Genomic DNA, 22,538 nt, shown 5'->3' on the forward strand with positions numbered 1-22,538 from the left:
TTTTGGGGTGGAAGGTGGTGTGCGAGTGAGGACTGAGCTCGGCCTGGCCGGCGCCGTCGTGCTGGTCACCGGCGGCGTCCGCGGCGTGGGTCGCGGGATCAGCCGGGTGTTCCTGGCGCACGGCGCCACGGTGGTGACCTGCGCGCGGAACGCGCCGGACGCGCCCGTGGCCGGGGGCGGCGGGGAAGCGCATTTCCTAGCCTGTGACGTGCGCGTACCCGAGCAGGTGGCCGCCCTGGTCGAGCGGGTCGTCGCCGAACACGGCCGCTTGGACGTGGTGGTGAACAACGCCGGGGGCGCCCCGTACGCCCCCGCCGCGCAGAACTCGCCCCGGCTGCACGACAAGGTCGTTCAGCTGAACCTGCTGGCTCCGCTGCTGGTGGCACAGCACGCGAACGCGGTGATGCAGCGGCAGGACCGCGGCGGGTCGATCGTGATGGTCTCCAGCGTGAGCGCGACGCGCCCGTCTCCGGGCACTGCCGCCTATGGCGCGGCCAAGGCGGGGCTCGACAACCTGACCGCCACGCTGGCCGTCGAGTGGGCACCGAAGGTGCGCGTCAACACGCTCGACGTGGGCATGGTGCGGACCGAGCAGGCGCACCTGCACTACGGCAGCGACGCGGCCGTGGAGGCCGTCGGCAAGACGGTTCCGCTGGGCCGGCTCGCCGAGCCGGAAGAGGTGGGCGCCTGCGCGGCGTTCCTCGCCTCCGGGCTGGCGTCCTATGTGAGCGGCGCTCGCCTGCTCGTGCACGGCGGCGGCGAGATGCCGGCCTTCCACACCGCGACCGACGTCAATCATCAGGAGGGTCCGTGAGCAGGTTGTGCCAGGACAGGGTCGTCGTCGTGACCGGCGCCGGCCGCGGGATCGGGCGCGCACACGCCCTCGCCTTCGCGGCGGAAGGAGCGCTGGTCGTCGTCAACGACGTGGACGACGGCCCGGTCGCCGAGGCGGTCACGGAGATCGAGGCGCTGGGCGGGAAAGCCGTGGCGAGCACCGACGACGTCGCGGACTGGGCGGGCGCGGAGAATCTGGTGAACACCGCCGTGGCGCACTTCGGCCGCCTGGACGTGCTCGTCAACAACGCGGGCTTCGTGCGTGACCGGATGCTGGTCAATCTCGCGGAGGACGAGTGGGATGCGGTCGTCCGCGTGCACCTCAAAGGCCACTTCGCGCCGCTGCGGCATGCGGGCGCGTACTGGCGCGCGGAGGCCAAGGCGGGGCGGGCCCGCGCGGCACGCGTGATCAACACCAGTTCTGGTGCCGGCCTGCTCGGCAGCGTGGGCCAGGGCAACTACTCGGCCGCGAAGGCCGGGATCGCGGGGCTCACCGTGGTCGCGGCCGCGGAACTGGCCCGCTACGGCGTGACGGTCAACGCGATCGCGCCGTCGGCTCGGACCCGGATGACGGAGGACGTGTTCGCAGGCATGATGGCGCCGCCCGAGTCCGGTTTCGACGCGATGGCACCGGAAAACGTGTCACCGCTCGTCGTGTGGCTGGGCAGTGCGGAATCCGCCGCCGTGACCGGGCGCGTGTTCGAGGTCGAAGGCGGCAAGGTGTCGGTCGCGCAACCCTGGCGGCACGGCCCCGCCACCGACAAAGGGGCGCGCTGGGAACCGGCCGAACTGGGCCCGGTGGTGGCCGAACTGCTGGAGCGCGCACCCGCGCCCGAACCGGTGTACGGAGCCAACTGATGGGCGTCATCGGCAAACGCGAGGACCATGTCGAGGTCGTCACCGTCGACTATCCGCCCGTGAACGCGCTTCCGGTGCAGGGCTGGTTCGACCTGGCGGACGCGGTGACCCGGGCGGGCCGGGACCCGGACGTGCACGTGGTCGTGCTGCGGGCGGAAGGCCGGGGCTTCAACGCCGGCGTGGACATCAAGGAGATCCAGCGCAGCGCCGGGTACGACGCGCTCGTCGGCGCGAACCGCGGCTGTTACGCGGCTTTCGGCGCGGTGTACGAATGCGCGGTGCCGGTCGTGGCTGCGGTGCACGGGTTCTGCCTCGGCGGCGGGATCGGGCTGGCCGGGAACGCGGACGTGGTGATCGCTTCGGAGGACGCGACGTTCGGGGTGCCGGAGGTCGAGCGTGGCGCGCTCGGCGCGGCGACGCATCTGGCCCGCCTGGTGCCGCAACACCTGATGCGGACGCTCTATTTCACCGCGCGCCGGATCACCGCGGCGGAACTGCATGCGCACGGTTCGGTGTACCAGGTCGTGCGGCGCGAGGAGTTGGACGACGCGGCGCTGGCGGTCGCGCGGGACATCGCGGCGAAGGATCCGCGCGTGATCCGGGCCGCGAAAGAGGCGCTCAACGGTATCGACCCGCAGCAGGTTCACCGAAGCTACCGCTTCGAGCAGGGCTTCACCTTCGAACTGAACCTGCTCGGTGCGTCCGATGAGGCCCGCGAGGAGTTCCTGAATGGCTGACAAGCGGATGACCGCCGACGACGTCGCGGCCGAACTGACCGATGGCATGACGGTCGGGATCGGGGGCTGGGGCTCGCGGCGCAAACCGATGGCGCTGGTGCGCGCGATCCTGCGCAGCCCGGTCAAGGACCTCACGGTGGTCTCCTACGGCGGGCCGGACGTGGGCCTGCTGTGCGCCGCGGGGAAGGTCGCGCATGTGGTGTTCGGGTTCGTCACGCTCGATTCGATCCCGTTCGACCCGTGGTTCGGTCGTGCCCGCGAATCCGGTGCGATCGGGGTGACCGAGTACGACGAGGGCATGTTCGGCGCGGCCCTTTCGGCGGCCGCGCAGCGGTTGCCGTTCCTGCCGACGCGCGCGGGGCTCGGCTCGGACGTGCTCCGCGTCAACCCGGGGCTGCGCACGGTCCGGTCGCCCTACGAGGACCGCGAGGAACTGGTCGCGGTACCGGCGCGGGGCCTGGACGTCGCGCTGGTGCACCTCAACCGCGCGGACGCCCGGGGCAACGCGCAGTACCTCGGCCCGGACCCGTACTTCGACGACTTGTTCTGCCTGGCCGCGAAGAAGAGCTTCGTCTCCGTCGAGAAGGTCGTCGGCACGGCCGAGCTGACCGCCGGCGGACCGGTGCAGTCGCTGCTGCTCAACCGCGGTTCGGTCGACGGCGTGATCGAAGCGCCGCGCGGTGCGCACTTCACCACCGCCGTGCCCGACTACGGGCGTGACGAGCGGTTCCAGCGCCACTATGTGGACTGTGCCAAGGATCCGGACCGGTGGCCGGGCTTCGTGGACCGGTTCCTTTCCAGTGACGAGCGAGCCTATCTGTCCGAAGTGGATAAATTCGAGGAGGCCGCGTGAACGTCACACGAGCGGAGATCGCGGTCGTCGCCGTGGCCGAACTGTTCCGCGGTGACGGCGAGATCGTGGTGAGTCCCATGGGGTTCATCCCGTCCCTCGGCGCGCGCCTTGCCCGGTCGACGTTCGCGCCCGATCTGCTGATGTCGGACGGCGAGGCGTATCTGGTGACCGCGGACGGCGTGGTCGAGGGCTGGCAGCCGTTCCGGAAGATGCTCGACACGATCGTGCCGCACGGGCGGCGGCATGTGGTCATGGGCGCCAACCAGGTGGACCGGTACGGCAACCAGAACATCTCCGCGATCGGCGAGCATGACCGGCCGGCCAAGCAGTTGCTGGGTGTGCGCGGCGCGCCGGGCAATACCGTCAACCACCGCACCAGTTACTGGGTTCCGCGGCACAGCAAGCGGGTGTTCGTGGACACCGTCGACGTCGTGTCCGGCGTCGGCTACGACAACGCGGCGAAAGCAGGGCCGTCCGCCGAACGCTTTCATGACGTGTACCGGGTCGTGACGAATCTCGGCGTGTTCGATTTCGCGACGCCGGACCACTCGATGCGGGCCGTGTCGCTGCATCCCGGCGTCACCGCCGACGAGGTGTTGGCGGCGACCTCGTTCGAGGTCGAGGTGCGCGATACCGGGACGACTCGTGCGCCGACACGCGAGGAACTACGGCTGATCCGGGAGGTGCTGGACCCGAAAGGCCTGCGCGACAAGGAAGTGCGGCCATGACCCTGGAAACCGCGCTCACCCGGCTTGCCGGGATCCGCCATCCGGTGGTGCAGACCGGGATGGGCTGGGTCGCCGGACCGCGGCTCGTGTCGGCGACTGCGGAGGCCGGCGGGCTCGGCATCCTGGCGTCGGCGACGATGACCTACGCCGAGCTGGAATCCGCGATCAAGGAGGTCAAGCGGCGGACCGGGAACCCGTTCGGGGTCAACTTGCGCGCCGACGCCGACGACGCGGAGCAACGGGTGGATCTCCTCATCCAGGAGCGGGTGAAGGTGGCGTCGTTCGCGCTCGCGCCGCGTAAGGAGATGATCGCCAAGCTGTCCGACCACGGCATCGTGGTGATCCCGTCGATCGGCGCGGCACGGCATGCGGAGAAGGTCGCGTCGTGGGGCGCGCACGCCGTCATCGTGCAAGGCGGCGAAGGCGGCGGGCATACCGGGGGAGTGGCCACGACGCTGCTGCTGCCGTCCGTCCTGGACGCGGTCGACATCCCCGTCGTCGCGGCGGGCGGCTTCTTCGACGGGCGCGGTCTGGCCGCGGCGCTCGCCTACGGCGCCGCGGGGGTCGCGATGGGCACGCGGTTCCTGCTGAGCAAGGAAAGTACCGTGCCGGAGGAGGTCAAGGAGTTGTACCTCCGGCAAGGCCTCACCGGCACCGTGGTGACCCGGCGCGTCGACGGGCTCCCGCACCGCGTCCTGCGCACGGACCTGGTCGAGCGCCTGGAGCACTCGGGCAGGCTTCGCGGGCTCGCGGGCGCGGTCCGGAACGCGGTGCGGTTCCGCCGGATCAGCGGGCTTTCGCTGCCCGCGATGGTGCGTGAAGGCCTCGCGATGAAGCACGGCAACGACCTGAGCTGGAGCCAGCTGATCATGGCGGCCAACACCCCGATGCTGCTGCGCGCGGGCCTGGTCGAGGGCCGCACCGACGCGGGTGTGCTCGCCTCCGGTCAGGTCGTCGGCATGCTCGGCGACCTGCCGACGGTGGCGGAGATCGTGGAAGGCACCGTGTCCCGCGCGGAGGAGATCCTGCACCGCCTGGGCGGCTGAAAAGCCGATGTTTACGTTTGCCGTGTTCGCCCCCGCGGTCGGTGAGTTTGCCCGTTGCGGCGGTGAGTTGGCTGGTCCGGTGGCTGCGTTTGCGCTCGGCGACGCCAGGGGCCAACTCGATGCCCTGGCAAGCAAACACACCCGCGTACAACGATTCGTCGAATGTGGATCTCGTCGGGGTGGGGGGTGGGGTTAGAGGCGTTCGATGATGGTGACGTTGGCGGTGCCGCCGCCTTCGCACATCGTCTGCAGGCCGTACCGGCCGCCGCGGCGCTCCAGTTCGTGCAGCAGGGTCGCGAGCAGTTTCGTGCCCGTCGCGCCGATGGGGTGCCCGAGCGCGATGCCGCCGCCGTTGACGTTCACGCGCCCGGGGTCCGCGCCCGTCTCCTCGAGCCACGCCAGCACCACGCTCGCGAAAGCCTCGTTGACTTCGAACAGGTCGATGTCGTCGACACCGAGCCCGGTCTTGCGCAACGCGTGCGCTGTCGCCGGGATGGGCCCGGTGAGCATCCACACCGGATCGGCGGCGCGGACGGACAGGTGATGCACGCGCGCCCGTGGGGTGATCCCGGTGCGGCGCACGAAATCCTCGGACGCCAGCAATGCCGCGCTCGCCCCGTCGGAGATCTGGCTCGCGACCGCGGCGGTCAGCGGCGAGCCTTCATTCAGCGGTTTGAGCGAGGCCATCCGTTCGAGGCTGGTATCCCGCCGCGGCCCCTCGTCGCGACGGAATCCTTCCACCGGCACGATTTCCGCGTCGAACCGGCCTTCGTCCTGCGCCGCGATCGCCCGCTGATGGCTGCGACAGGAGAACTCTTCCATCGCCGCACGCGAGATGTCCCAGTGTCCGGCGATCATGGCGGCGCTGCGGAACTGCGACACTTCGGCGCTGCCATAGCGTTCCTGCCAGCCCTTCGAGCCCGAGAACGGATCGTCGATCCCGAATTCGCGCCCGGCGAGCATCGCGGCGCTGATCGGGATCTGGCTCATGTTCTGCACGCCGCCGGCGAGCACCAGATCCATCGTGCCGGACATGACGGCCTGCGCCGCGAAATGCACGGCCTGCTGACTCGAGCCGCATTGGCGGTCCACGGTCACGCCTGGCACATGGTCCGGCCCGCCGGCCGCGAGCCAGGCCGTCCGGGCGATGTTCCCGGACTGGGAGCCGAGAGTGTCGGTGCAGCCCAGGATCACGTCGTCCACGAGCGCCGGGTCAACGCCCGTGCGCTCGAGCACGGCCTTGATGACGTGCGCGCCGAGATCGGCCGGATGCACGCCACTCAGCGCGCCGCCCCGGCGTCCGACCGGAGTGCGCAGGGCGTCGAGGAGGAAAGCTTCGGGCACGGGAGGCTCCTAGGGGTGCTGGCTGGAGACGGAGACGACTTCGCCGGTCAGGTAGGACGCGTAGTCGCTGGCGAGGAAGACCATCACGTTCGCGACCTCCCACGGCTGCGCGGCGCGGCCGAACGCCTCGCGCTGCTCGAGTTCGTGCAGGAGGTCGTCGCTGGTCACCTTCGCCAGGAACGGATGCATCGCGAGGCTGGGGGCGACCGCGTTGATCCGGACGCCGTGTTCGGCGGCATCCAGTGCGGAGCACCGGGTGAGCGCCATGACCCCGGCCTTCGCGGCGGCGTAGTGCGCCTGCCCGGCCTGGGCGCGCCAGCCGATCACGGACGCGTTGTTGACGATCGCACCGCCGCCACCCTGGGCGACGAACTGGCGCAATGCCGCCCGGGTGCAGCGAAACGTCCCGTTGAGGGTGATGTCCAGTACCCGGTTCCACTCCTCGTCGGTCATGTCCAGCACCGATTTCGTCCCGCCGAGACCGGCGTTGTTGATCAGCACGTCGAGCCGCCCGAACTGCGTGGCCGCCCCGGTGACCAGGGCCTGGATCTGGTCCTCGTCGGTGACGTCGCAGGCGATGGCGTGCACCTTGCCCAGTTCGGCCAGTTCGCTCGCCTTCTCGGCCAGCCGCCGCTCGTGCCAGTCGCTGATCACCACGCTCGCCCCCTCTTCGAGGCAGCGTTTCGCGACGGCGGAACCGATGCCGGTGCCGGCCGCGGCCGTGACCACCACGACCTTGCCCGCCAGCAGGTCGTGCCCCGGGGGATACGAGGGGTTCACCGGCGCTCCTCCTTCGGCAGGCCGAGCACCCGCTCGGCGATGATGTTGCGTTCGATCTCGTCCGAGCCGCCGTAGATGGTGTCCGCCCGGCTGAACAGGTAGAGCCGCTGCCATTCGTCCAGCTGCCCGGGGGCCACGAGCGACCGGGCGCCGCGAGCACGCATGGCCAGTTCGCCGAGACCGCGGTGCCACTGGGCCCACAGCAGCTTCCCCACGGCCACCTCCGGACCGGGCTCGCGCCCGAGCGTCCGCAGGGCGTGGGCGCGCAGCACGCGCAGCCCGGTCTGCGCGCGGTCCAGATCCGCCCGCAGGACCGGGTCGTCGAAGGTTCCGGTCCGTTTCGCCTCCGCGACGATGCCGTCGAGTTCGCGCCGGAAGCCGATCTGCTGGCCGAGGGTGGACACGCCCCGTTCGAACCCGAGCGTGGCCATCGCGATCCGCCATCCGTCTCCCGGTTCGCCGACGACGAGGTCGGCGGCGGTCCGGGCGCGGTCGAAGAACACCTCGTTGAACTCCGAAGTCCCGGTGAGCTGCTCGATGGGACGGATCGTCACGCCATCCTGCCGGAGCGGCACGAGGAGGTAGGACAGGCCGTGGTGGCGCTTGGACCCCGGTTCGGTCCTGGCCACCACGAAGCACCAGTCCGCCACCTGCGCCAGCGAGGTCCAGATCTTCTGGCCGGTGACCACCCACTGGTCTCCCTCGCGCACCGCCGACGTCGACACCGCGGCCAGATCGGATCCCGCGCCGGGCTCGGAGTAGCCCTGGCACCACAGTTCCTCGACGGAGACGATCTTCGGGAGGAACCGGGCCCGCTGGCCCGGCGTGCCGAAGGCGATCAGGGTGGGGCCGAGCAACTGCTCGCCGAGGTGGTTGACGCGCGCGGGCGCGCCCGAGGCCGCGTACTCCTCGTGAAAGGCGACCTGCTCGTCGAGTGTGAGGCCGCGGCCGCCGTGCTCGCGTGGCCAGCCGACGCAGGTCCAGCCGGACGCGGCCATGTGGCGTTCCCACGCGAGCCTGTCCTCGAAGGCCTCGTGCTCGCGTCCCGGGCCGCCCAGCCCGCGAAGATCCGCGAACTCGCCGGTCAGGTTGCCCGCCAGCCAATCCGCCACCTCGCGCCGGAAACGCGCCAGGTCGCGGCGCTCCTCATGCACGTGCGCGCTCCTTACTGTTGTCCGCGCCGGGGGCGCGTGCGCTACTGTAATGAGAACACGTTCTATTTTTCTGGTCCAGTGGGAGGCGCGATGGGGCAGGCCACCATCCCGGCCGCGTTACGCGACGCGGCAGCGCGTTTCGGCGGGTCGGAGGCGCTGGTCGACGGTCCGGTCCGGCTCGATTTCGCCGGCTTGCTGAAACGTGTTCAGTCGGTCGCGCGTGCTTTCGCCGCGCGGGGTGTCCAGCCGGGGGACCGGGTCGCGGTGAACCTGCCCAACACCTATCACTGGGTGCTGGCCGCCCTCGGCGCGTGCTACGCCGGTGCGACGCTCGTGCCGGTCAACACCCGATTCACCGGGGTGGAGACGGTGGACCTGCTGCGCCGCAGCCGGGCTCGCGCCCTCGTCGTCGCGGGCGACTTCCTGGGCGCGGACCGGTACGCCGCGATTCAGGAGGCGGCCGGTGACACGGGCCTGCCGGAACTGGGCACCGTCGTGCGGGTACCGATCGAAGGTGCTCTGCCCGCGGCGGCGGGCGCCCTGGACTGGGCGGAGTTCGAGGCGTTGGCCGCGAACGTGCCGGTGAGCGAGGTGGAGGCGCGTGCCGACGCGGTGTCGCCCGAGGACGTCAGCGACATCCTCTTCACCTCCGGCACCACAGGCCGCAGCAAGGGCGTGCTTTCCGCGCACCGGCAGGTGATCGACGTAGCCGCGGCCTGGGCGGAATGCGGCGAGGTGACCGAAGCCGACCGGTATCTGGTGATCAACCCGTTCTTCCACAGTTTCGGCTACAAGGCCGGCATCGTCGTCTGCCTGCTCACCGGCGCGACCCTGGTGCCACAGGCGGTGTTCGACGTGCGGGCCGCACGCGGGCTGATCCAGCGTGAACGGATCTCGGTGCTGCCGGGCGCTCCGACGATCTTCCAGTCGCTGATCCACGACCCGGCGCGCACCGAACACGACCTGTCGTCCCTGCGGCTGGCCGTGACGGGCGCCGCGACCGTCCCGGCGGCGCTCGTCGAGCGGATGCGCGACGTGCTCGGCTTCGAGACGGTGCTGACGGCCTACGGACTCACCGAAGCCGTCGTGGTCACGATGTGCCGGCCCGGCGACGATGCCGCGATCGTCTCGGGCACGTCGGGACGGGCCACGGCGGGGTTCGAGGTCGCGATCCAGGGTGAGGCCGGGGAAGTCAACGTGCGGGGCCCGAACGTGATGCTGGGCTACCTCGACGATCCCGGCGCGACCGCGCAGGCCGTCGACGGCGAAGGCTGGCTGCACACCGGAGACGTGGGGGTGCTCGACGCCGCCGGCAACCTCACCATCACCGACCGGCTCAAGGACATGTACATCTGCGGCGGGTTCAACGTCTACCCGGCGGAGGTCGAGCGGGCGCTTGCGGAACTGAGCGGGGTCCGTGACGTCGCGGTGATCGGGGTGCCCGACGGCCGGCTCGGCGAGGTGGGCAAGGCGTTCGTGGTGCAGGCCGGTGGATTGACCGAGGAGTCGGTCCTCGCCTTCTGCCGGAAGCGGCTGGCCAACTACAAGTCACCCCGGTCCGTCACGTTCGTCGGTGAACTGCCGCGCAACGCGTCCGGCAAGGTCCTGAAGCGACTGCTGAGTGAGGAGAAGGTATGAGCGTCAACGGTTCCCCGGCCGACGTGGTGCGCTACGAGCGGCGGGGACCGGTCGCCGTGGTCACGATGAACCGGCCCGAGTACCGCAACGCGCAGAACTCCGCGATGACCTACGCGCTGGACACCGCGTTCGCGCGTGCCGTGGACGACGCCGAGGTGAAGGTGATCGTGCTGGCGGGAGCGGGAAAGCACTTCTCCGCGGGGCACGACATCGGTTCGCCGGGCCGGGACGCCGACCGGAGCTTCGACCGGCGCGCGGTGCTGTGGTGGGACCACGTCGACCGGGAGGGCGGAGATCAGCGGTTCGCCCGCGAGTCCGAGGTCTATCTCGGTATGTGCCGCCGCTGGCGGGAGATCCCCAAGCCGATGCTCGCGAGCGTGCAGGGCGCGTGCATCGCCGGCGGGCTGATGCTCGCGTGGGTGTGCGATCTGATCGTCGCCGCGGACGACGCGTTCTTCGCCGATCCGGTGGTACGGATGGGAATTCCCGGTGTCGAGTACTTCGCGCACCCGTGGGTGCTGGGTCCCCGCGCGGCGAAGGAGGTCCTGTTCACCGGCGACCGGTTCAGCGTGCGGCAGGCCAAGGAATGGGGCATGGTCTCGCGGATCGTGGCGCGTGACGAGCTCGAACGGGAGACGATGGCGCTCGCGGAGAAGATCGCCGCGATGCCGCAGTTCGGGCTGGCGCTGGCGAAGAAGGCCGTCAACCAGGCGGAGGATCTGATGGGGCTACGGTCCGGAATGGACTCGGTGTTCGGGCTGCACCATTTCGCGCACGCCCACAACGCGGAGACGTCGGAGGACTCGCTCGGCGGCCAGTCCGCCCGCTCGATGCGGGACGCCCGCTGATGGATCTCGACATCGACGCCGCTTCGGCGGCCTTCCGCGACGAGGTCCGCGACTGGCTCGCGGCGAACGTCCCGCGCCTGCCCTCGATGGACACCGCCGAGGGTTTCGCCGCGCACCGCGAGTGGGAGGCCGAGCTCGCGGGCGCGAGGCTTTCGGTCGTGTCGTGGCCGCGCGCCTACCACGGGCGCGAAGCCTCGCTGCTGCAATGGGTGCTGTTCGAGGAGGAGTACTACGCCTCCGGCGCGCCGGGCCGGGTGAGCCAGAACGGGATCTTCATGCTGGCGCCCACGCTGTTCGCGCACGGCACGCGGGAGCAGCGCGACCGGATCCTGCCGCCGATGGCGACCGGTGCCCAGGTCTGGGCGCAGGCTTGGTCGGAACCGGAAGCGGGCAGCGATATCGCGGCCCTGCGCAGCCGTGCGGTGCGCACCGAAGGCGGCTGGCTCCTGTCCGGGCAGAAGACCTGGAGTTCGCGGGCGGCGTATGCCGATCGCGCGTTCGGGCTGTTCCGCACCGATCCGGCGGCGCAGCGCCACCGCGGGCTGACGTACTTCATGTTCGACCTGCGTGCCGAGGGAGTCACGGTCCGCCCGATCCCGCAGCTGGACGGCGAGCCGGGCTTCGCCGAGATCTTCCTCGACGAGGTGTTCGTCCCCGACGCGGACGTGATCGGCGAACCCGGCGCGGGCTGGCGGGTCGCGATGACCACGGCCAACAACGAACGCGGGCTGTCGCTGCGGAGCCCGGGGCGGTTCCTCGCGGCGGCGAACCGGCTCGTGGACCTGTGGCGCGCCCGCGGCGGCCCGGAGTCGGTCGGGGAGCGGGTCGCCGACGCGTGGATCGGTGCGCGGGCCTACCAGCTCTACACGTTCGGCACGGTCACCCGGCTGGTCGAGGGCGGGGAGCTGGGCCCCGAGTCGAGCGTCAACAAGCTGTTCTGGTCCCAGCTGGACATCGCGCTGCACGAGACGGCGCTGGACCTGCTCGGGCCGCTGGCGGAGACCGACGAGTCGTGGGTCGACGGGTACCTGTTCTCCCTCGCCGGGCCCATTTACGGGGGCACCGACCAGATCCAGCGCAACACGATCGCCGAGCGCGTGCTCGGCCTGCCGAGGGAGGCGCGGTGAGGTTCGCGGTATCGGACGAACAGCGGCAGTTCGCCGCGAGCCTGCACGACCTGCTGGCCGGCGCGGACACCCCCGCGGCCGCCCGCGCCTGGGGCGAGGGACGGCACGAGGCCGGCCGCAAACTGTTCCGTGGCCTTGCCGATCTCGGCGTGCCGGCCCTCCTGATCGACGAGCGGCACGGCGGGCTTCAGGCCGAAGCGGCCGACCTGGTCGTGGCGTTCGAAGTGCTCGGTTATCACGTCGTGCCTGGGCCGCTGATCGAATCCGCGGTCGTGGTCCCCGCCGCGCTGGCCGGAGGCGATCTCGCCCGGAAATGGCTGCCCCCACTCGCTTCGGGCACGGCGCTCGCGACCGTCCTGGCGCCGCCGGAAGTGCCGCTCGCGCTGGACGCCGACATCGCCGAACTCACGCTCGAACTACGCGACGGCGCGGCGTGGGAGGTTCGTGCGGGGAGCCTCGAACCGGTGCCCTCGATCGACCCGGCCCGGCGGCTGTTCCGTGTCGCGGACGAGCGGATACCGGCCGGTGCGGCCGCGCCACGCGCCTTCGACCTGGGTGTGCTCGCCGCGTCCGCGCAACTGCTCGGTGCCGGCCAGTGGCTCCTCGACGAGGCGACCGCGTACGCGCGGCAGCGGCACCAATACGGCAAGCCCATCGGCCAGTACCAGGCGGTCAAACACCTCCTCGCCGATGTCGTGACCCAAGTGGAGCTCGCGCGCCCACTCGTCCACGGCGCGGCGGTGGCCGCGCAGGAGGGCAGTGCGACGCTGGCCCGCGACGTCTCGGCGGCCAAGGTCAAAGCGGGCGAGGCGGCGTACCTGGCCGCGCGCACCGCGCTCCAGGTGCATGGCGCCATCGGCTACACCGCCGAGCACGACCTCGGCCTGCGGCTGGTGAAAGTACGGGCGCTGCTGGGTGCCTGGGGCGACGCGGCGTTCCACCGGGCGCGAGTGCTGAAGCATCTGGCTGGGCAACGATGAACACGCCCGACCCGACCGAGACCGAGGAAGCCAAGGCGTTGCGTGACGCGGTGCGCGGCCTGCTCGCCAAACGTTCCGACGTACGCACCGCCATGGCCTCGCCGCTCGGCTATGACGACAAGCTCTGGTCCACGCTGTGCGAACAGATCGGCGTCGCCGCGCTCGCCATCCCGGAAGAGTTCGGGGGAGTGGGCGCGACCATGGCCGAGGTATGCGTCGTGCAGCAGGAACTCGGGCGCGCTCTCACGCCTTCGCCGATGCTCGGCTCCGCGGCGCTCGCTACGCAAGCCTTGCTGGCCACCGGGAACGAGGAGGCGTGCGGCCGCCTCCTGCCCGGAATCGCGGCGGGCGGCGGCATCGCCACGCTGGCGTGGACCGGTGAGGACGGCCACTGGTCACCGGAGCGGGTCCCGTGCACCGCGACCGGATCCACTGTGGACGGACAAGCGCATTACGTGCTCGACGCCGACATCGCCGACGTGGTCCTGGTGGTCGCCGGAACCCCGGACGGCGTAGGGCTTTTCGAGGCCGCCCCGGACGCCGCCGGCCTTCGCCGCTACCAGGTTCCCACGATGGACCCCACCCGCCGCCTTGGCGTCATCGAGTTCTCCGGCACACCGGCCGAACGGCTCGATCGCGGCGCGTACCCGCTCGCGCGGGTCCGGGATCTCGTGCTCGTCGCGCTGGCCGCCGAACAGGCCGGGGCCGCCGGCCGGGCGCTGGACCTGACCGTCGAGTACACGAAACAGCGACACCAGTTCGGCCGCCCGATCGGCGGTTTCCAGGCGCTCAAGCACCGGATGGCCGACGTGTACGTGCACGTCGAGGCCGCCCGGTCGGCCCTGTACGCGGCGATCGTCGCGGCGCTGGACGGGGATCCGGAATTCCCGGCGGACGCGGCCACCGCCCGGCTGGTGTGCTCGGAGGCCTTCCGGCACGCGGCGGCGGAGATGATCCAGTTGCACGGGGGTATCGCGATCACCTGGGAACACGACGCCCATCTGTACTTCAAGCGCGCACACGGAAGTTCCTGCCTGCTCGGCCGGTGAGCACGGGTGGTGGCCGACATTAGGATGGCCACGTGACCGACCGGAGGGGCTCGCGATGAACGAGAACGTGATCTGGAACGACGGGGACGACAGCAAGATCGTACAGTCGGGCACCCACATCGGGGACGTGGTCTTCAATTCCGGTCCCGGCGCGGAGCCCCGGGGAGTCGGGGAAAATCCGGTCTTCGCCGTGGCCGGCTACTTTCCGGCGTCGAAGGTGACCCTCGCGGCCGACCGGCGCAGCACCGTGGCCGTGGGCGGTCAGGTGGTCGTCAATCTGCAGTCGCGTCCCCTCGACCGTGCCGTGATCCTCGACCGGATCCGTGCGGTAGTGCTTGCCCGCAGGAGCCCCAGGCCGGCGTTCGAGGAGTTCCGGCCCGGTGGTTCGATGCCGCCACGGCACTTCGACGTCCATCTCGACGATGATCCGCCCCGGGTGGAAGCCCGGGGCGCCGATTTCCCCTTCAAGATCAGCGCCGAAGATCCCGAGCAGTTCCGGATCACGGTCCTGCTCCTGGAGAACGAGGTCCACTGGCGGCTCGAGCTGGACTGGACCTATCTGGATCGCCAGGGCACAACGGTCATCGACGACGGTGGGAAGCCGTTCGAAACCTATCCGGTCGGCCGCGCGAGGTGGTAGCCCGCATCAGCCCGCTCGCGTGGAGCCCGCCGCGGCAGGCGCGAGATGCCGCCGGAACCAGTCGCGGGCGAGCGCGGCGACCTGCTCGAGCGCGCCGGGCTCCTCGAACAGGTGGGTTGCGCCGGGCACGATCGTGAGCTCACAGCCGCGCGGCAGATCCGCCTGAGCCCGCCGGTTGAGTTCGAGAACGGTCTCGTCGTGCCCGCCGACGATCAGCAGGGTGGGGGCCGTGACGAAGGCGAGGTGCCGTTGGGCCAGGTCGGGCCTGCCGCCGCGGGATACGACCGCCCGGATGTCGACTCGCGGGTCGGCCGCGGCCCACAGCGCCGCCCCGGCCCCGGTGCTGGCTCCGAAGTAGCCGACCGGCAGGGCGGCGGTGTCCGCTCGCGTGCCCAGCCATCCGGTGACCTCGACGAGCCTGCGGGCGAGCAACTGGATGTCGAACACCCGGGCGCGATCGAGTTCTTCCTGGTCGGTGAGCAGGTCGAACAGGAGCGTGCCGAGCCCGGCGCGGTTGAGCTCCGCGGCGACGTAGCGGTTGCGCGGGCTGTGCCGGCTGCTCCCGCTGCCGTGCGCGAACACCACGATCCCGACCGGGCTCTCGGGAATGGTGAGATGTCCCGCCAGCCGCACCCGGTCCGCGAAAACTTCGACTTCCTCGTCGCGCAGGAGCGGATCGTCGGCCGCCTCCGGAACCTCCTTGGCGGTCAGCTGGAGCAACTCGGTGACCTCACGGTCGGAGGTCGGCCGGAAGTCGCGGTACCACCGCCCGACGGCCACGAACCAGGCCGGGGCTTCCAGGCACACCACGTCGTCGGCGACCTGCCGCAGTGAGGCGATCGCGTCGGCGGCCCCGACCGGCACCGCCAGGATGACGCGGGCCGCGCCCTGCGCGCGGGCCACCTGGCAGGCGGCCCGCGCGGTGGACCCGGTCGCCACCCCGTCATCGACGATCACGGCGGTCCGGCCCGTCAGCGGGATCCGGTCCCGCCCGGCCCGGAACTTCTCCACCCGGCGCAGCAGTTCGGCTCGTTCGGCGCGCTCGACCTCCGCGATCTCGCCGGAGCGCACCCGCGCCTGGCGCACGACCTTGTCGTTGAGCACCCGGACGTCACCTTCACCGATGGCGCCCAATGCGAGTTCGGGCTGATACGGCACACCGAGTTTGCGCACGACGATCACATCGAGGGGCGCGTGCAGCGCTCGCGCGACTTCGAACGCCACCGGGACACCGCCTCGCGGCAGCCCGAGGATCACGAGATCCTTGCCGCGCAACGACTCCAGGCGCTCAGCCAGCTGGCGCCCGGCATCGGCGCGATCACTGAAGACGGTCACGGGCACACTGTGCGACCCGGGCGGGCCGGGCACGAGGGACCACGGTCGGGAACCGGTGGGTCTTTGGTCAGCCGACGAGGTCTCCCGGCTCCTTCAGCCGCGGCGTCGCCGGTTCGTCGAGGTCGGCGTCGCGGGTTTCGGCGATGCGCCAGATGGACAGGACCGTGAGCAGCGCACACGCCGCGATGAACAGGGCCACGTAGTGGGTCTGCCCGTGACCGAGCGCGAGCAGGCTGGTGGCGATCAGGGGAGAGAAGCCACCGCCGAGCAGTGACGCCAGCTGGTATCCGAGCGAGGCGCCGGTGTACCGGCTTTCGGTGCGGAAGCTCTCGGCGGTCACCGCGGGCCATGGCGCGTACATGATGGGCTGGAGCACGCAGCGGCCGAGCAGCAGGGCCGCGATCATCCCGATCGTGCTGCCCGAGCCCAGCATCCAGAACAGCGGATAGGCCAGAACGACCGTGCCGACTGCGCCGGTGAGCATGACCGGGCGGCGCCCGAAGCGGTCGGCCAGCATGGCGACGGCGGGCAGGACGGGCATCGAGATCGCGGAGCCGATCGCCAGCGCCAGCAGCACCGAGGATTTCGAATGTCCGTTGTGGACGGCGTAGGTGATGACGAAGGTGCTCCACAGAGCCTGGATGACGAGCGGCCCGAGACCGAGCCCGGTGGTGAGGATCAGGTTGCGGGGGTGGCGCAGGACGTCCACCAGGGGCAGCCGGGCGGGCGTACGGGCCTGCCTGCGGTTGGCGAAGACGGGGCTTTCGGACACCCGGACCCGCACGAACAGCCCGACCGCGAGCAGCACGATGCTGAACAGGAACGGGATCCGCCAGCCCCAGGCCAGGAACTGCGCGGACGGCAGCCAGGACACCGCGAGCACGGCCACTGTGGACAGTAACGAACCCAGCGGCGCGCCCATCACGGTGAAGCTGGCCCAGAAACCACGCCGGCGGTTGCCGGCGTGCTCGCTGGTCATCAGGACCGCGCCGCCCCATTCGCCGCCGAGGGCGAGGCCCTGCACGCAGCGCAGCACCACCAGCAGGACCGGTGCCCAGATGCCGATCGTGGCGTGGGTGGGCAGCACCCCGATCAGGAAACTGGACACGCCCATCGTGGTCATGGTCAGCAGCAGCATGGACTTGCGGCCGATCCGGTCGCCGAAATGCCCGATGATGAGCCCGCCGATGGGGCGCGCGAGATAACCGGCGGTGAAGCTGCCGAACGCGGCGATCGTGCCGACGAGGGGAGCCAGGCTGGGAAAGAACAGCTTGTTGAACACCAGCGCGGCCAGCGTGCCGAAGAGCAGGAAGTCGTAGTACTCCATGGCGGTGCCCAGCATGCCGGAGACGGCGACCCGGCGGATCTGGGCGGTGGTGGGCTGCGTCATCGAAGCCTCCGCATCGAGGTCAGTGTCCCAGGGGGATCCGGTCGAGGTCCTCGCCGACGATCAGCCGGCCGGTGAAGTGCTCGGCCGCCTCGTGCCAGCGCGAATGCCCGGAGTCGGCGGGGACGAGATGGTTGAGCACGAGCGTGCTGGCGCCCGCCTTCTGCGCGATCCGGCCGGCGTCGGGAATCGAGGTGTGCGCGGTGGTGTGATGCGCGAGCGTCGCCCGCGCGCGGGGCGTGTCGACGCCGCCGAGGAGCCGCTGGACCCACTGCTCGTCGATGGCCTCGTGGACCAGCACGTCGGCGCCGGTCGCGAGCGTGATCATGTTGTCGCAGACGCCGGTGTCGCCGGAGAACACGACGGAACCGGCCGCGGTGTCGAAACGGAACGCGTAGGCCGGGGTCATCGGGGCGTGCTGGACGAGGATCGCCGACACCTCGACGTGCTCGTCCCGGTACACCGGGACCGGATCCATCGGCGGGGCCGGCGCGGTCTCCGGATCGAACGGCACCGCCGGGGGCAGTTCGATGTCGTGCGCCGCGAGCAGCAGATCGGGATGGCTGCGGCCGTTGTCGCGCATCCGGTCGTTGAGGTCGGTGGCGAACGCCTGGTACAGGTACCCGACCGTCGCGGCGAACCCCGGGACCGGATCGTCCGGGCACGCCACGGTCTGGGCTTCGAGGTCGGCCGAGGGTGCCGGGACACCGCCGCGGGAACCCGGCCCGAACAGCTTCGCCGGTTCCTGAACGCCTTCGAGACCCTCGTACCAGCCGTACAGCAGCAGGTTCGCCAGATCGGCGACGTGGTCGGAATGCAGGTGCGTGACGAATCCCGCCCGGAGCCGCCCGAGGTCCAGGCCCGCGAGCTTCGCCTGACGGCAGGCGCCGTAGCCGAAGTCCACGAGGTAGACCGCGCCGCCGGTGACGACGGCCGAGGAGATCCCCGCCCGGGTCGCCCGCAGGCGTGGTCCGCCCGCGGTGCCCAGCAGGACGATTTCCGTTCCGGCGCTGCTGTTCTGCGTCATGACTGCGATTCCACCCTTTGCCGAGACATAACACAAATGCCACTTATGCTGGGAGGGACATAGAAATCCTCAATGGCGGAGGACGGGATGGAACGCAGGCAGATCGAATACTTCCTCGCCGTCATCGACCACGGCGGTATCACCGCGGCCGCCGGTGCGCTGCACGTCGCCCAGCCCACCCTGTCCCACGCCATCAAGCTCCTCGAGTCCGATCTGGGCGCCGTCCTGTTCCACCGGATGCCGCGGGGAGTCCGGCTGACCGCGGCCGGTGAGGCGTTCGCGGACTCCGCGCGCCGGATCGTCCGCGAGCTGGAAACCGGTCGCGCCGCGGTGAAAGCCGTGTCCGGGCTGGTGGCCGGGAGGCTGGATCTGATCGCGCTGCCCGGCGTCCTGCTCGATCCGCTCGCCGCCCTCATCGGGCGGTTCCGCGCGCGATATCCCAAGGTTCAGGTTCGGGTGACCGCCGCCGAACGCCCCGAACAGATCCGCGACGCGGTCCGCTCCGGTGCCGCCGAGTTGGGCTTCACCGACCGCGTCGACGCCGGCGAGCGTGACCTGACCGGCGACCTCGTCGCGGAGCAGGAACTGGTGGTCGCGCTGCCACCCGGCAGCGAGCCGCCGCCCGGTGGTGTGGTCGAGGTCCGCCGGCTGCTTGAGATGGACCTGGTGACCGGGGTCCGCGGCATGGTGATCGAGGTGCTGACCCGGGCCGGCGCCGACCGGGCGGCCGAGTTCACCCCGGTCGTGGAATCGGGCCTGCGCGCTTCGTCGCTCTACCTCGTACTCGCCGGCGCGGGCGCGGCGGTGCTGCCCCGCACGCTCGCCGAGATCGGGTGCCCGCACGGGGTTCTCATCGCCCCGCTCGATCCCCCGCAACAGCGGCGATCGTATGTGCTGCGCCGTGCCGCGTCGCTGTCTCCCGCCGCGCAGGCGATGCACGGCATGCTGCGGTCGGAAGGCGCGGCGTGATCAGGCGAGCAGCGGGGCTAGCTGGCTCGCGTGCTCGCGAAGCTGGCCGACCAGTTCGGGGTTCGGTCCGGCGACGCGGTCCGGCGGCCCGCTCAGCGCGAGTCCCGCGATGAGGGTGCCCTCGGTGACGTCGTGGATCGGCACGGCGAGGCAGCCACGGGCCGGATGCAGCTCGCCGCACTGCCTGGCCAGCCAGTCCGCCCGGCAACGCGCCAGTTCGGCGTCGAGCCGGTCCGCGTCGATGACCGTCTGCGCGGTGAGCTGCCGCAGGCCGCGGACCGTCGCTCGCCAGTCGGGCTGCCCGGCCAGGAATAGCTTCCCGAGCGCCGACGCGTGCGGGTAGCGCGCGAGCAGCGCCTCGTCGTGCGGCGGATGGTCGGGGTCGGTGTCGAGCAGCACGAGCCGCCCGGTCCGGTAGGACGCGAGGTGCACGCCCCAGCGCACGCGCTGGCGCAGGTGATCGACGACGGCGCGGGCCGCCGCCGGCGGGCGTGCCGCGGCCGGTATGGACAGGCGGGCGGCGCGGCGGCCCAGCGCGAAGCCGCGCAGATCGGGCAGCCGCACCAGGTAGCCCTCGCCGACGAGCAGGTTGAGCAGCCGGTAGGTGGTGGCAGGCGGCATCTTCAGCGCGGCGGAGATCTCCTTCGCCGTCACCCCGGGCCCGGTGGCGACGACCTCTTCGAGAACGGCGAGCGCGTTGCGGACCGCCTTGGGCTGGCGTCCCGACAGCGGCGCGGGATCCGGGCTCACGGCCGGCCGTCCAGCAGATCGGTGGCCGTGGTCTCGTCGTAGATGCCGATCGCGGCCAGCCGCCGCGGCCGCCGCAGCCAGCCGAACCACGCCAGCCCGCACGCGGCGAGCACGGCGAACACGAGCGGGTAAGGTCCGTCCACAGTGGACATCGTGAACAGGGTCAGTGCGGCCAGCAGGGCGGCGGCGACCGCGGCCGCCGCCACCGCGCCGCGGGTCAGCTCGCCGATCCGGTACAGGAACGCGGGCGCCGCCACGCACACCAGCAGGTAGGCGATCAGGTAACCGAACCCGGCGACGTTGACCAGCGTGGTGAACAGCTGGTCCGGCGGGATGCCGGCGCTCAGCAGCACCGCCGCCGCGAGCGCGATCGCCGGGATCGTGCTCAGGACCGCGACATGGGGTGTCCGGAACCGCGGATGCGTGGCGCCGAGCCGCCGCGGCAGGATACCCTCGCGGCCCATCGACAGCAGGAGCCGCGCCAGGGCGTTCGACACGGTCGTCGCGCAGGCGAAGAACGACGCGGCGATGCCGAAGTCGAGCAGGTACGAAAGCCACGGCAGGTGCTGGGCGGCGGCGAGCACGGCGACCGGTTCGTGCTGGGCGGCCAGCCCGCCGGGCACCGACCGCAGGCCGACGGTCTGTGTGTAGGCGGCGACGAGGTACAGCACCCCGCACAGCGCCGCCGTCCACTGCATGGCGCGGGGGACGGACTGGAACGGCCGCCGGGCCTCGACGCCGAACGAGGTGGCGGCTTCGAACCCGATGAAGGCACCGAGCGCGGGGAGCACGCCGGCCGCGATCCCGCCGAACCCGCGATCCGGGGCGGACACCGGCGAAACCGGGCCGACCCGGATCAGCAGCAGCGCGAACACCACCAGCATCAGGCTGATCGACACCGCTTCGGTGACAAGCACGACCTGCGCCGAAAGCCGCACGCCCCGCAGCACGCACACCGTCACCAGCGCACCGAGCAGCAGGGTCGCCAGCGCGCGGTGTGTTTGTTTGCCAGGGTACTGAGTTGGCCCTTGGCGTCGCCGAGTTGGCTCGGGGCGTTATCGAGTTGGCCGGCCGCTGTCGCCGGGGGCAAAATCAGCGACCGGACCAGCCAACTCGACACCGCAGCGGACAAACCCACCGACCCTACGGGCAAACACGGCAACGTAAACCGGACAGGATCACACGACACTAGCCGAGGTGGGTACTGCGCCGTTCGTTACTAATCCGACCACAGTCACGGCTATCCGGCTTGTGTAGCAACGGTTACGTGCTGCTCGGGATCTGCCTACTGTAGGTCGGATTGGTAACAGCGGTATCACAGGTCCGGCCCGGCCGAATCCAAATGAGAATTCCCGCGCGCGCGTTCCCGGGTTGCGAGAACGCGCGCGGTCGTGTTCGCAGTAGCGGAGACGAGGGTTTGACCCGCCGCTACTTCGATGCCACCGTCGCCGGCGACCTCGGCGAACCGCGCACCATCCGCAACGCGGTCTGCATGCACGAAGAGGACTACGGCGTGCTGTGGAAGCACAGCGACATGTTCGCCGGCTCCCACGAGACCCGGCGCCAGCGGCGGCTGGTCATCTCGTTCTTCACCACGATCGGCAACTACGACTACGGCTTCTACTGGTACCTCTACCTCGACGGCACGATCCAGCTGGAGGCCAAGGCGACCGGTATCACCTTCACGTCCGCCTACGCCGGCGATTACGCCACCGAAGTGGCGCCCGGCCTCGGCGCGCCGTATCACCAGCATCTGTTCTCGGCGCGGCTGGACATGTGCGTCGACGGGATCCGCAACGCCGTCGACGAGGTCGAGGCGCGGCGGCTGCCGGTCAGCGCGGAAAACCCGTATGGCAACGTTTTCCGCCAGTCCCGCGTGCGGCTGAGCACCGAGTCCGGTGCCGCCCGCCTCGCCGACAACGGCCGCGCAAGGGCCTGGCATATCGTGAACCTCGAAAGCCGGAACCGCTTTGGCCACAACGTCGCCTACGCGCTCTATCCGGAGGGGCAGCCGGTGCTGCTCGCGGACGAGTCGTCGTCGATTCACCGCCGCGCGGCCTTCGCCACGAAGCACCTGTGGGTCACCCGGTACGACCCGGAGCAGCGCTACCCGGCCGGCGACCTGGTGAACCAGCATCCCGGCGGGGCGGGGCTGCCGGCGTGGACGGCGGCCGACCGGAGCATCGACGGCGAGGACATCGTGCTGTGGCACACCTTCGGCCTCACGCATTTCCCGCGGCCGGAGGACTGGCCGGTGATGCCCGTCGACTACGCCGGGTTCACCCTCAAACCGGTCGGGTTCTTCGACCGCAACCCCACGCTCGACGTCCCGCCGTCGGCGAGCGGGCATTGTCACGGTGGCGTTGACGGCCCTTATGAACCGCCCCGGGTTCGGTAGAGACTCGTTACTGGGGTCAGGCGACCAGGCTGGTCAGGTCGCCTGAGTCGTACAGG

20 protein-coding genes and 2 pseudogenes are annotated in these 22,538 nt (G+C 70.9%); 14 read left to right on the plus strand and 8 right to left on the minus strand.

Annotation, left to right across the window (positions count from 1 at the left end):
* The first annotated feature begins 25 nt into the window (after positions 1-25).
* From FG385_RS16935 to FG385_RS16960, 6 genes are read left to right on the plus strand one after another with little or no spacing between them, the layout of a single operon-like run.
* Positions 26-814, plus strand: coding sequence for an SDR family oxidoreductase (locus FG385_RS16935; protein WP_139097709.1), 789 nt, complete (start codon positions 26-28; stop codon positions 812-814).
* Entirely contained in the window at positions 811-1,692 is an 882-nt protein-coding gene (locus tag FG385_RS16940) for an SDR family oxidoreductase (RefSeq protein ID WP_139097710.1), read from the plus strand. Before FG385_RS16935 ends, FG385_RS16940 begins: the two co-directional genes overlap by 4 nt.
* Complete coding sequence (locus FG385_RS16945; protein WP_139097711.1) at positions 1,692-2,429, plus strand: enoyl-CoA hydratase family protein; 738 nt, start codon at positions 1,692-1,694, stop codon at positions 2,427-2,429. Before FG385_RS16940 ends, FG385_RS16945 begins: the two co-directional genes overlap by 1 nt.
* Positions 2,422-3,282 carry a CoA transferase subunit A gene (locus tag FG385_RS16950; protein ID WP_139097712.1) on the plus strand — a complete coding sequence of 287 codons (861 nt, stop codon included), beginning with the start codon at positions 2,422-2,424 and terminating at the stop codon, positions 3,280-3,282. Before FG385_RS16945 ends, FG385_RS16950 begins: the two co-directional genes overlap by 8 nt.
* Positions 3,279-4,010, plus strand: coding sequence for a CoA-transferase subunit beta (locus FG385_RS16955; protein WP_139097713.1), 732 nt, complete (start codon positions 3,279-3,281; stop codon positions 4,008-4,010). The genes FG385_RS16950 and FG385_RS16955 overlap by 4 nt, the downstream gene beginning before the upstream one ends.
* Positions 4,011-4,012: 2 nt before the next feature.
* The gene (locus FG385_RS16960; RefSeq protein WP_139097736.1) at positions 4,013-5,056 is read left to right on the plus strand and encodes an NAD(P)H-dependent flavin oxidoreductase; all 1,044 of its coding nucleotides are present in this window, start codon (positions 4,013-4,015) and stop codon (positions 5,054-5,056) included.
* A gap of 192 nt (positions 5,057-5,248) precedes the next feature.
* On the opposite strand, the gene FG385_RS16965 is transcribed toward FG385_RS16960, so the two are convergent.
* Genes FG385_RS16965 through FG385_RS16975 form a run of 3 tightly spaced genes read right to left on the minus strand, consistent with a single transcriptional unit; the run spans position 5,249 to position 8,334 of the window.
* Entirely contained in the window at positions 5,249-6,400 is a 1,152-nt protein-coding gene (locus FG385_RS16965; protein ID WP_139097714.1) for an acetyl-CoA C-acetyltransferase, read from the minus strand.
* Positions 6,401-6,409: 9 nt separating this feature from the next.
* Entirely contained in the window at positions 6,410-7,180 is a 771-nt protein-coding gene (locus tag FG385_RS16970; RefSeq protein ID WP_139097715.1) for an SDR family oxidoreductase, read from the minus strand.
* A complete protein-coding gene (locus tag FG385_RS16975; RefSeq protein WP_407645501.1) occupies positions 7,177-8,334 on the minus strand; it encodes an acyl-CoA dehydrogenase family protein in 1,158 nt (385 codons plus the stop codon). The genes FG385_RS16970 and FG385_RS16975 overlap by 4 nt, the downstream gene beginning before the upstream one ends.
* 90 nt (positions 8,335-8,424) lie before the next feature.
* Between FG385_RS16975 and FG385_RS16980 the strand changes: the two genes are divergently transcribed.
* The 6 genes from FG385_RS16980 to FG385_RS17005 are packed head-to-tail and all read left to right on the plus strand — an operon-like array spanning position 8,425 to position 14,616.
* Positions 8,425-9,972 carry a FadD3 family acyl-CoA ligase gene (locus FG385_RS16980; protein ID WP_139097716.1) on the plus strand — a complete coding sequence of 516 codons (1,548 nt, stop codon included), beginning with the start codon at positions 8,425-8,427 and terminating at the stop codon, positions 9,970-9,972.
* Entirely contained in the window at positions 9,969-10,820 is an 852-nt protein-coding gene (locus FG385_RS16985) for an enoyl-CoA hydratase (RefSeq protein ID WP_139097717.1), read from the plus strand. The genes FG385_RS16980 and FG385_RS16985 overlap by 4 nt, the downstream gene beginning before the upstream one ends.
* The gene (locus FG385_RS16990) at positions 10,820-11,947 is read left to right on the plus strand and encodes an acyl-CoA dehydrogenase family protein (RefSeq protein WP_139097718.1); all 1,128 of its coding nucleotides are present in this window, start codon (positions 10,820-10,822) and stop codon (positions 11,945-11,947) included. Before FG385_RS16985 ends, FG385_RS16990 begins: the two co-directional genes overlap by 1 nt.
* Positions 11,944-12,927, plus strand: coding sequence for an acyl-CoA dehydrogenase family protein (locus FG385_RS16995; protein WP_139097719.1), 984 nt, complete (start codon positions 11,944-11,946; stop codon positions 12,925-12,927). Before FG385_RS16990 ends, FG385_RS16995 begins: the two co-directional genes overlap by 4 nt.
* Positions 12,924-13,976: an acyl-CoA dehydrogenase family protein gene (locus tag FG385_RS17000; protein ID WP_139097720.1), complete on the plus strand. Its 1,053-nt coding sequence runs from the start codon at positions 12,924-12,926 to the stop codon at positions 13,974-13,976. The genes FG385_RS16995 and FG385_RS17000 overlap by 4 nt, the downstream gene beginning before the upstream one ends.
* A 55-nt stretch (positions 13,977-14,031) precedes the next feature.
* Entirely contained in the window at positions 14,032-14,616 is a 585-nt protein-coding gene (locus tag FG385_RS17005) for a hypothetical protein (RefSeq protein ID WP_139097721.1), read from the plus strand.
* Between the two features lie 6 nt (positions 14,617-14,622).
* On the opposite strand, the gene FG385_RS17010 is transcribed toward FG385_RS17005, so the two are convergent.
* The 3 genes from FG385_RS17010 to FG385_RS17020 form a co-directional block, all read right to left on the minus strand.
* On the minus strand, positions 14,623-15,951 hold the full coding sequence (locus FG385_RS17010; protein WP_139097722.1) for a phosphoribosyltransferase: 1,329 nt from the start codon (positions 15,949-15,951) through the stop codon (positions 14,623-14,625).
* Positions 15,952-16,018: 67 nt separating this feature from the next.
* Positions 16,019-17,341 carry an MFS transporter gene (locus FG385_RS17015; protein WP_139097723.1) on the minus strand — a complete coding sequence of 441 codons (1,323 nt, stop codon included), beginning with the start codon at positions 17,339-17,341 and terminating at the stop codon, positions 16,019-16,021.
* 19 nt (positions 17,342-17,360) lie between these two features.
* Positions 17,361-18,365, minus strand: a complete 1,005-nt coding sequence (locus tag FG385_RS17020; protein WP_139097724.1) for an MBL fold metallo-hydrolase — start codon at positions 18,363-18,365, stop codon at positions 17,361-17,363.
* An 87-nt stretch (positions 18,366-18,452) separates the two neighbouring features.
* On the opposite strand from FG385_RS17020, the gene FG385_RS17025 reads away from it, so the two are divergent.
* Entirely contained in the window at positions 18,453-19,334 is an 882-nt protein-coding gene (locus FG385_RS17025) for a LysR family transcriptional regulator (RefSeq protein ID WP_235022609.1), read from the plus strand.
* Here the strand turns inward: FG385_RS17025 and FG385_RS17030 are convergent, their stop codons facing one another.
* Together FG385_RS17030 and FG385_RS17035 are read right to left on the minus strand one after the other, a co-directional pair.
* Positions 19,335-20,084 (minus strand): IclR family transcriptional regulator, encoded by a 750-nt coding sequence (locus FG385_RS17030; RefSeq protein WP_139097726.1) that lies wholly within the window; start codon positions 20,082-20,084, stop codon positions 19,335-19,337. It abuts the gene before it with no gap.
* Positions 20,081-21,079: pseudogene (locus FG385_RS17035) on the minus strand (APC family permease); the annotation flags it as partial. The pseudogene FG385_RS17035 and the gene FG385_RS17030, both read right to left, overlap by 4 nt.
* A 434-nt stretch (positions 21,080-21,513) precedes the next feature.
* Between FG385_RS17035 and FG385_RS17040 the strand changes: the two are divergent.
* Positions 21,514-22,482 (plus strand): annotated as a pseudogene (locus FG385_RS17040) (copper amine oxidase); the annotation flags it as partial.
* Positions 22,483-22,538: the final 56 nt, after the last annotated feature.

This window comes from Amycolatopsis alkalitolerans (genome assembly GCF_006152065.1).
In the GTDB taxonomy this organism is placed as follows: Bacteria; Actinomycetota; Actinomycetes; order Mycobacteriales; family Pseudonocardiaceae; genus Amycolatopsis_E; species Amycolatopsis_E alkalitolerans.

Excerpts from the sequence above, each read along its gene's own strand:
- FG385_RS17025 (WP_235022609.1), top strand. The coding sequence starts at position 18,453 with ATGGAACGCAGGCAGATCGAATACTTCCTCGCCGTCATCGACCACGGC.
- FG385_RS16990 (WP_139097718.1), top strand. The coding sequence starts at position 10,820 with ATGGATCTCGACATCGACGCCGCTTCGGCGGCCTTCCGCGACGAGGTC.
- FG385_RS17005 (WP_139097721.1), top strand. The coding sequence starts at position 14,032 with ATGAACGAGAACGTGATCTGGAACGACGGGGACGACAGCAAGATCGTA.
- FG385_RS17020 (WP_139097724.1), bottom strand. The coding sequence starts at position 18,365 with ATGACGCAGAACAGCAGCGCCGGAACGGAAATCGTCCTGCTGGGCACC.
- FG385_RS17000 (WP_139097720.1), top strand. The coding sequence starts at position 12,924 with ATGAACACGCCCGACCCGACCGAGACCGAGGAAGCCAAGGCGTTGCGT.
- FG385_RS16985 (WP_139097717.1), top strand. The coding sequence starts at position 9,969 with ATGAGCGTCAACGGTTCCCCGGCCGACGTGGTGCGCTACGAGCGGCGG.
- FG385_RS16950 (WP_139097712.1), top strand. The coding sequence starts at position 2,422 with ATGGCTGACAAGCGGATGACCGCCGACGACGTCGCGGCCGAACTGACC.
- FG385_RS16980 (WP_139097716.1), top strand. The coding sequence starts at position 8,425 with ATGGGGCAGGCCACCATCCCGGCCGCGTTACGCGACGCGGCAGCGCGT.
- FG385_RS16945 (WP_139097711.1), top strand. The coding sequence starts at position 1,692 with ATGGGCGTCATCGGCAAACGCGAGGACCATGTCGAGGTCGTCACCGTC.
- FG385_RS17015 (WP_139097723.1), bottom strand. The coding sequence starts at position 17,341 with ATGACGCAGCCCACCACCGCCCAGATCCGCCGGGTCGCCGTCTCCGGC.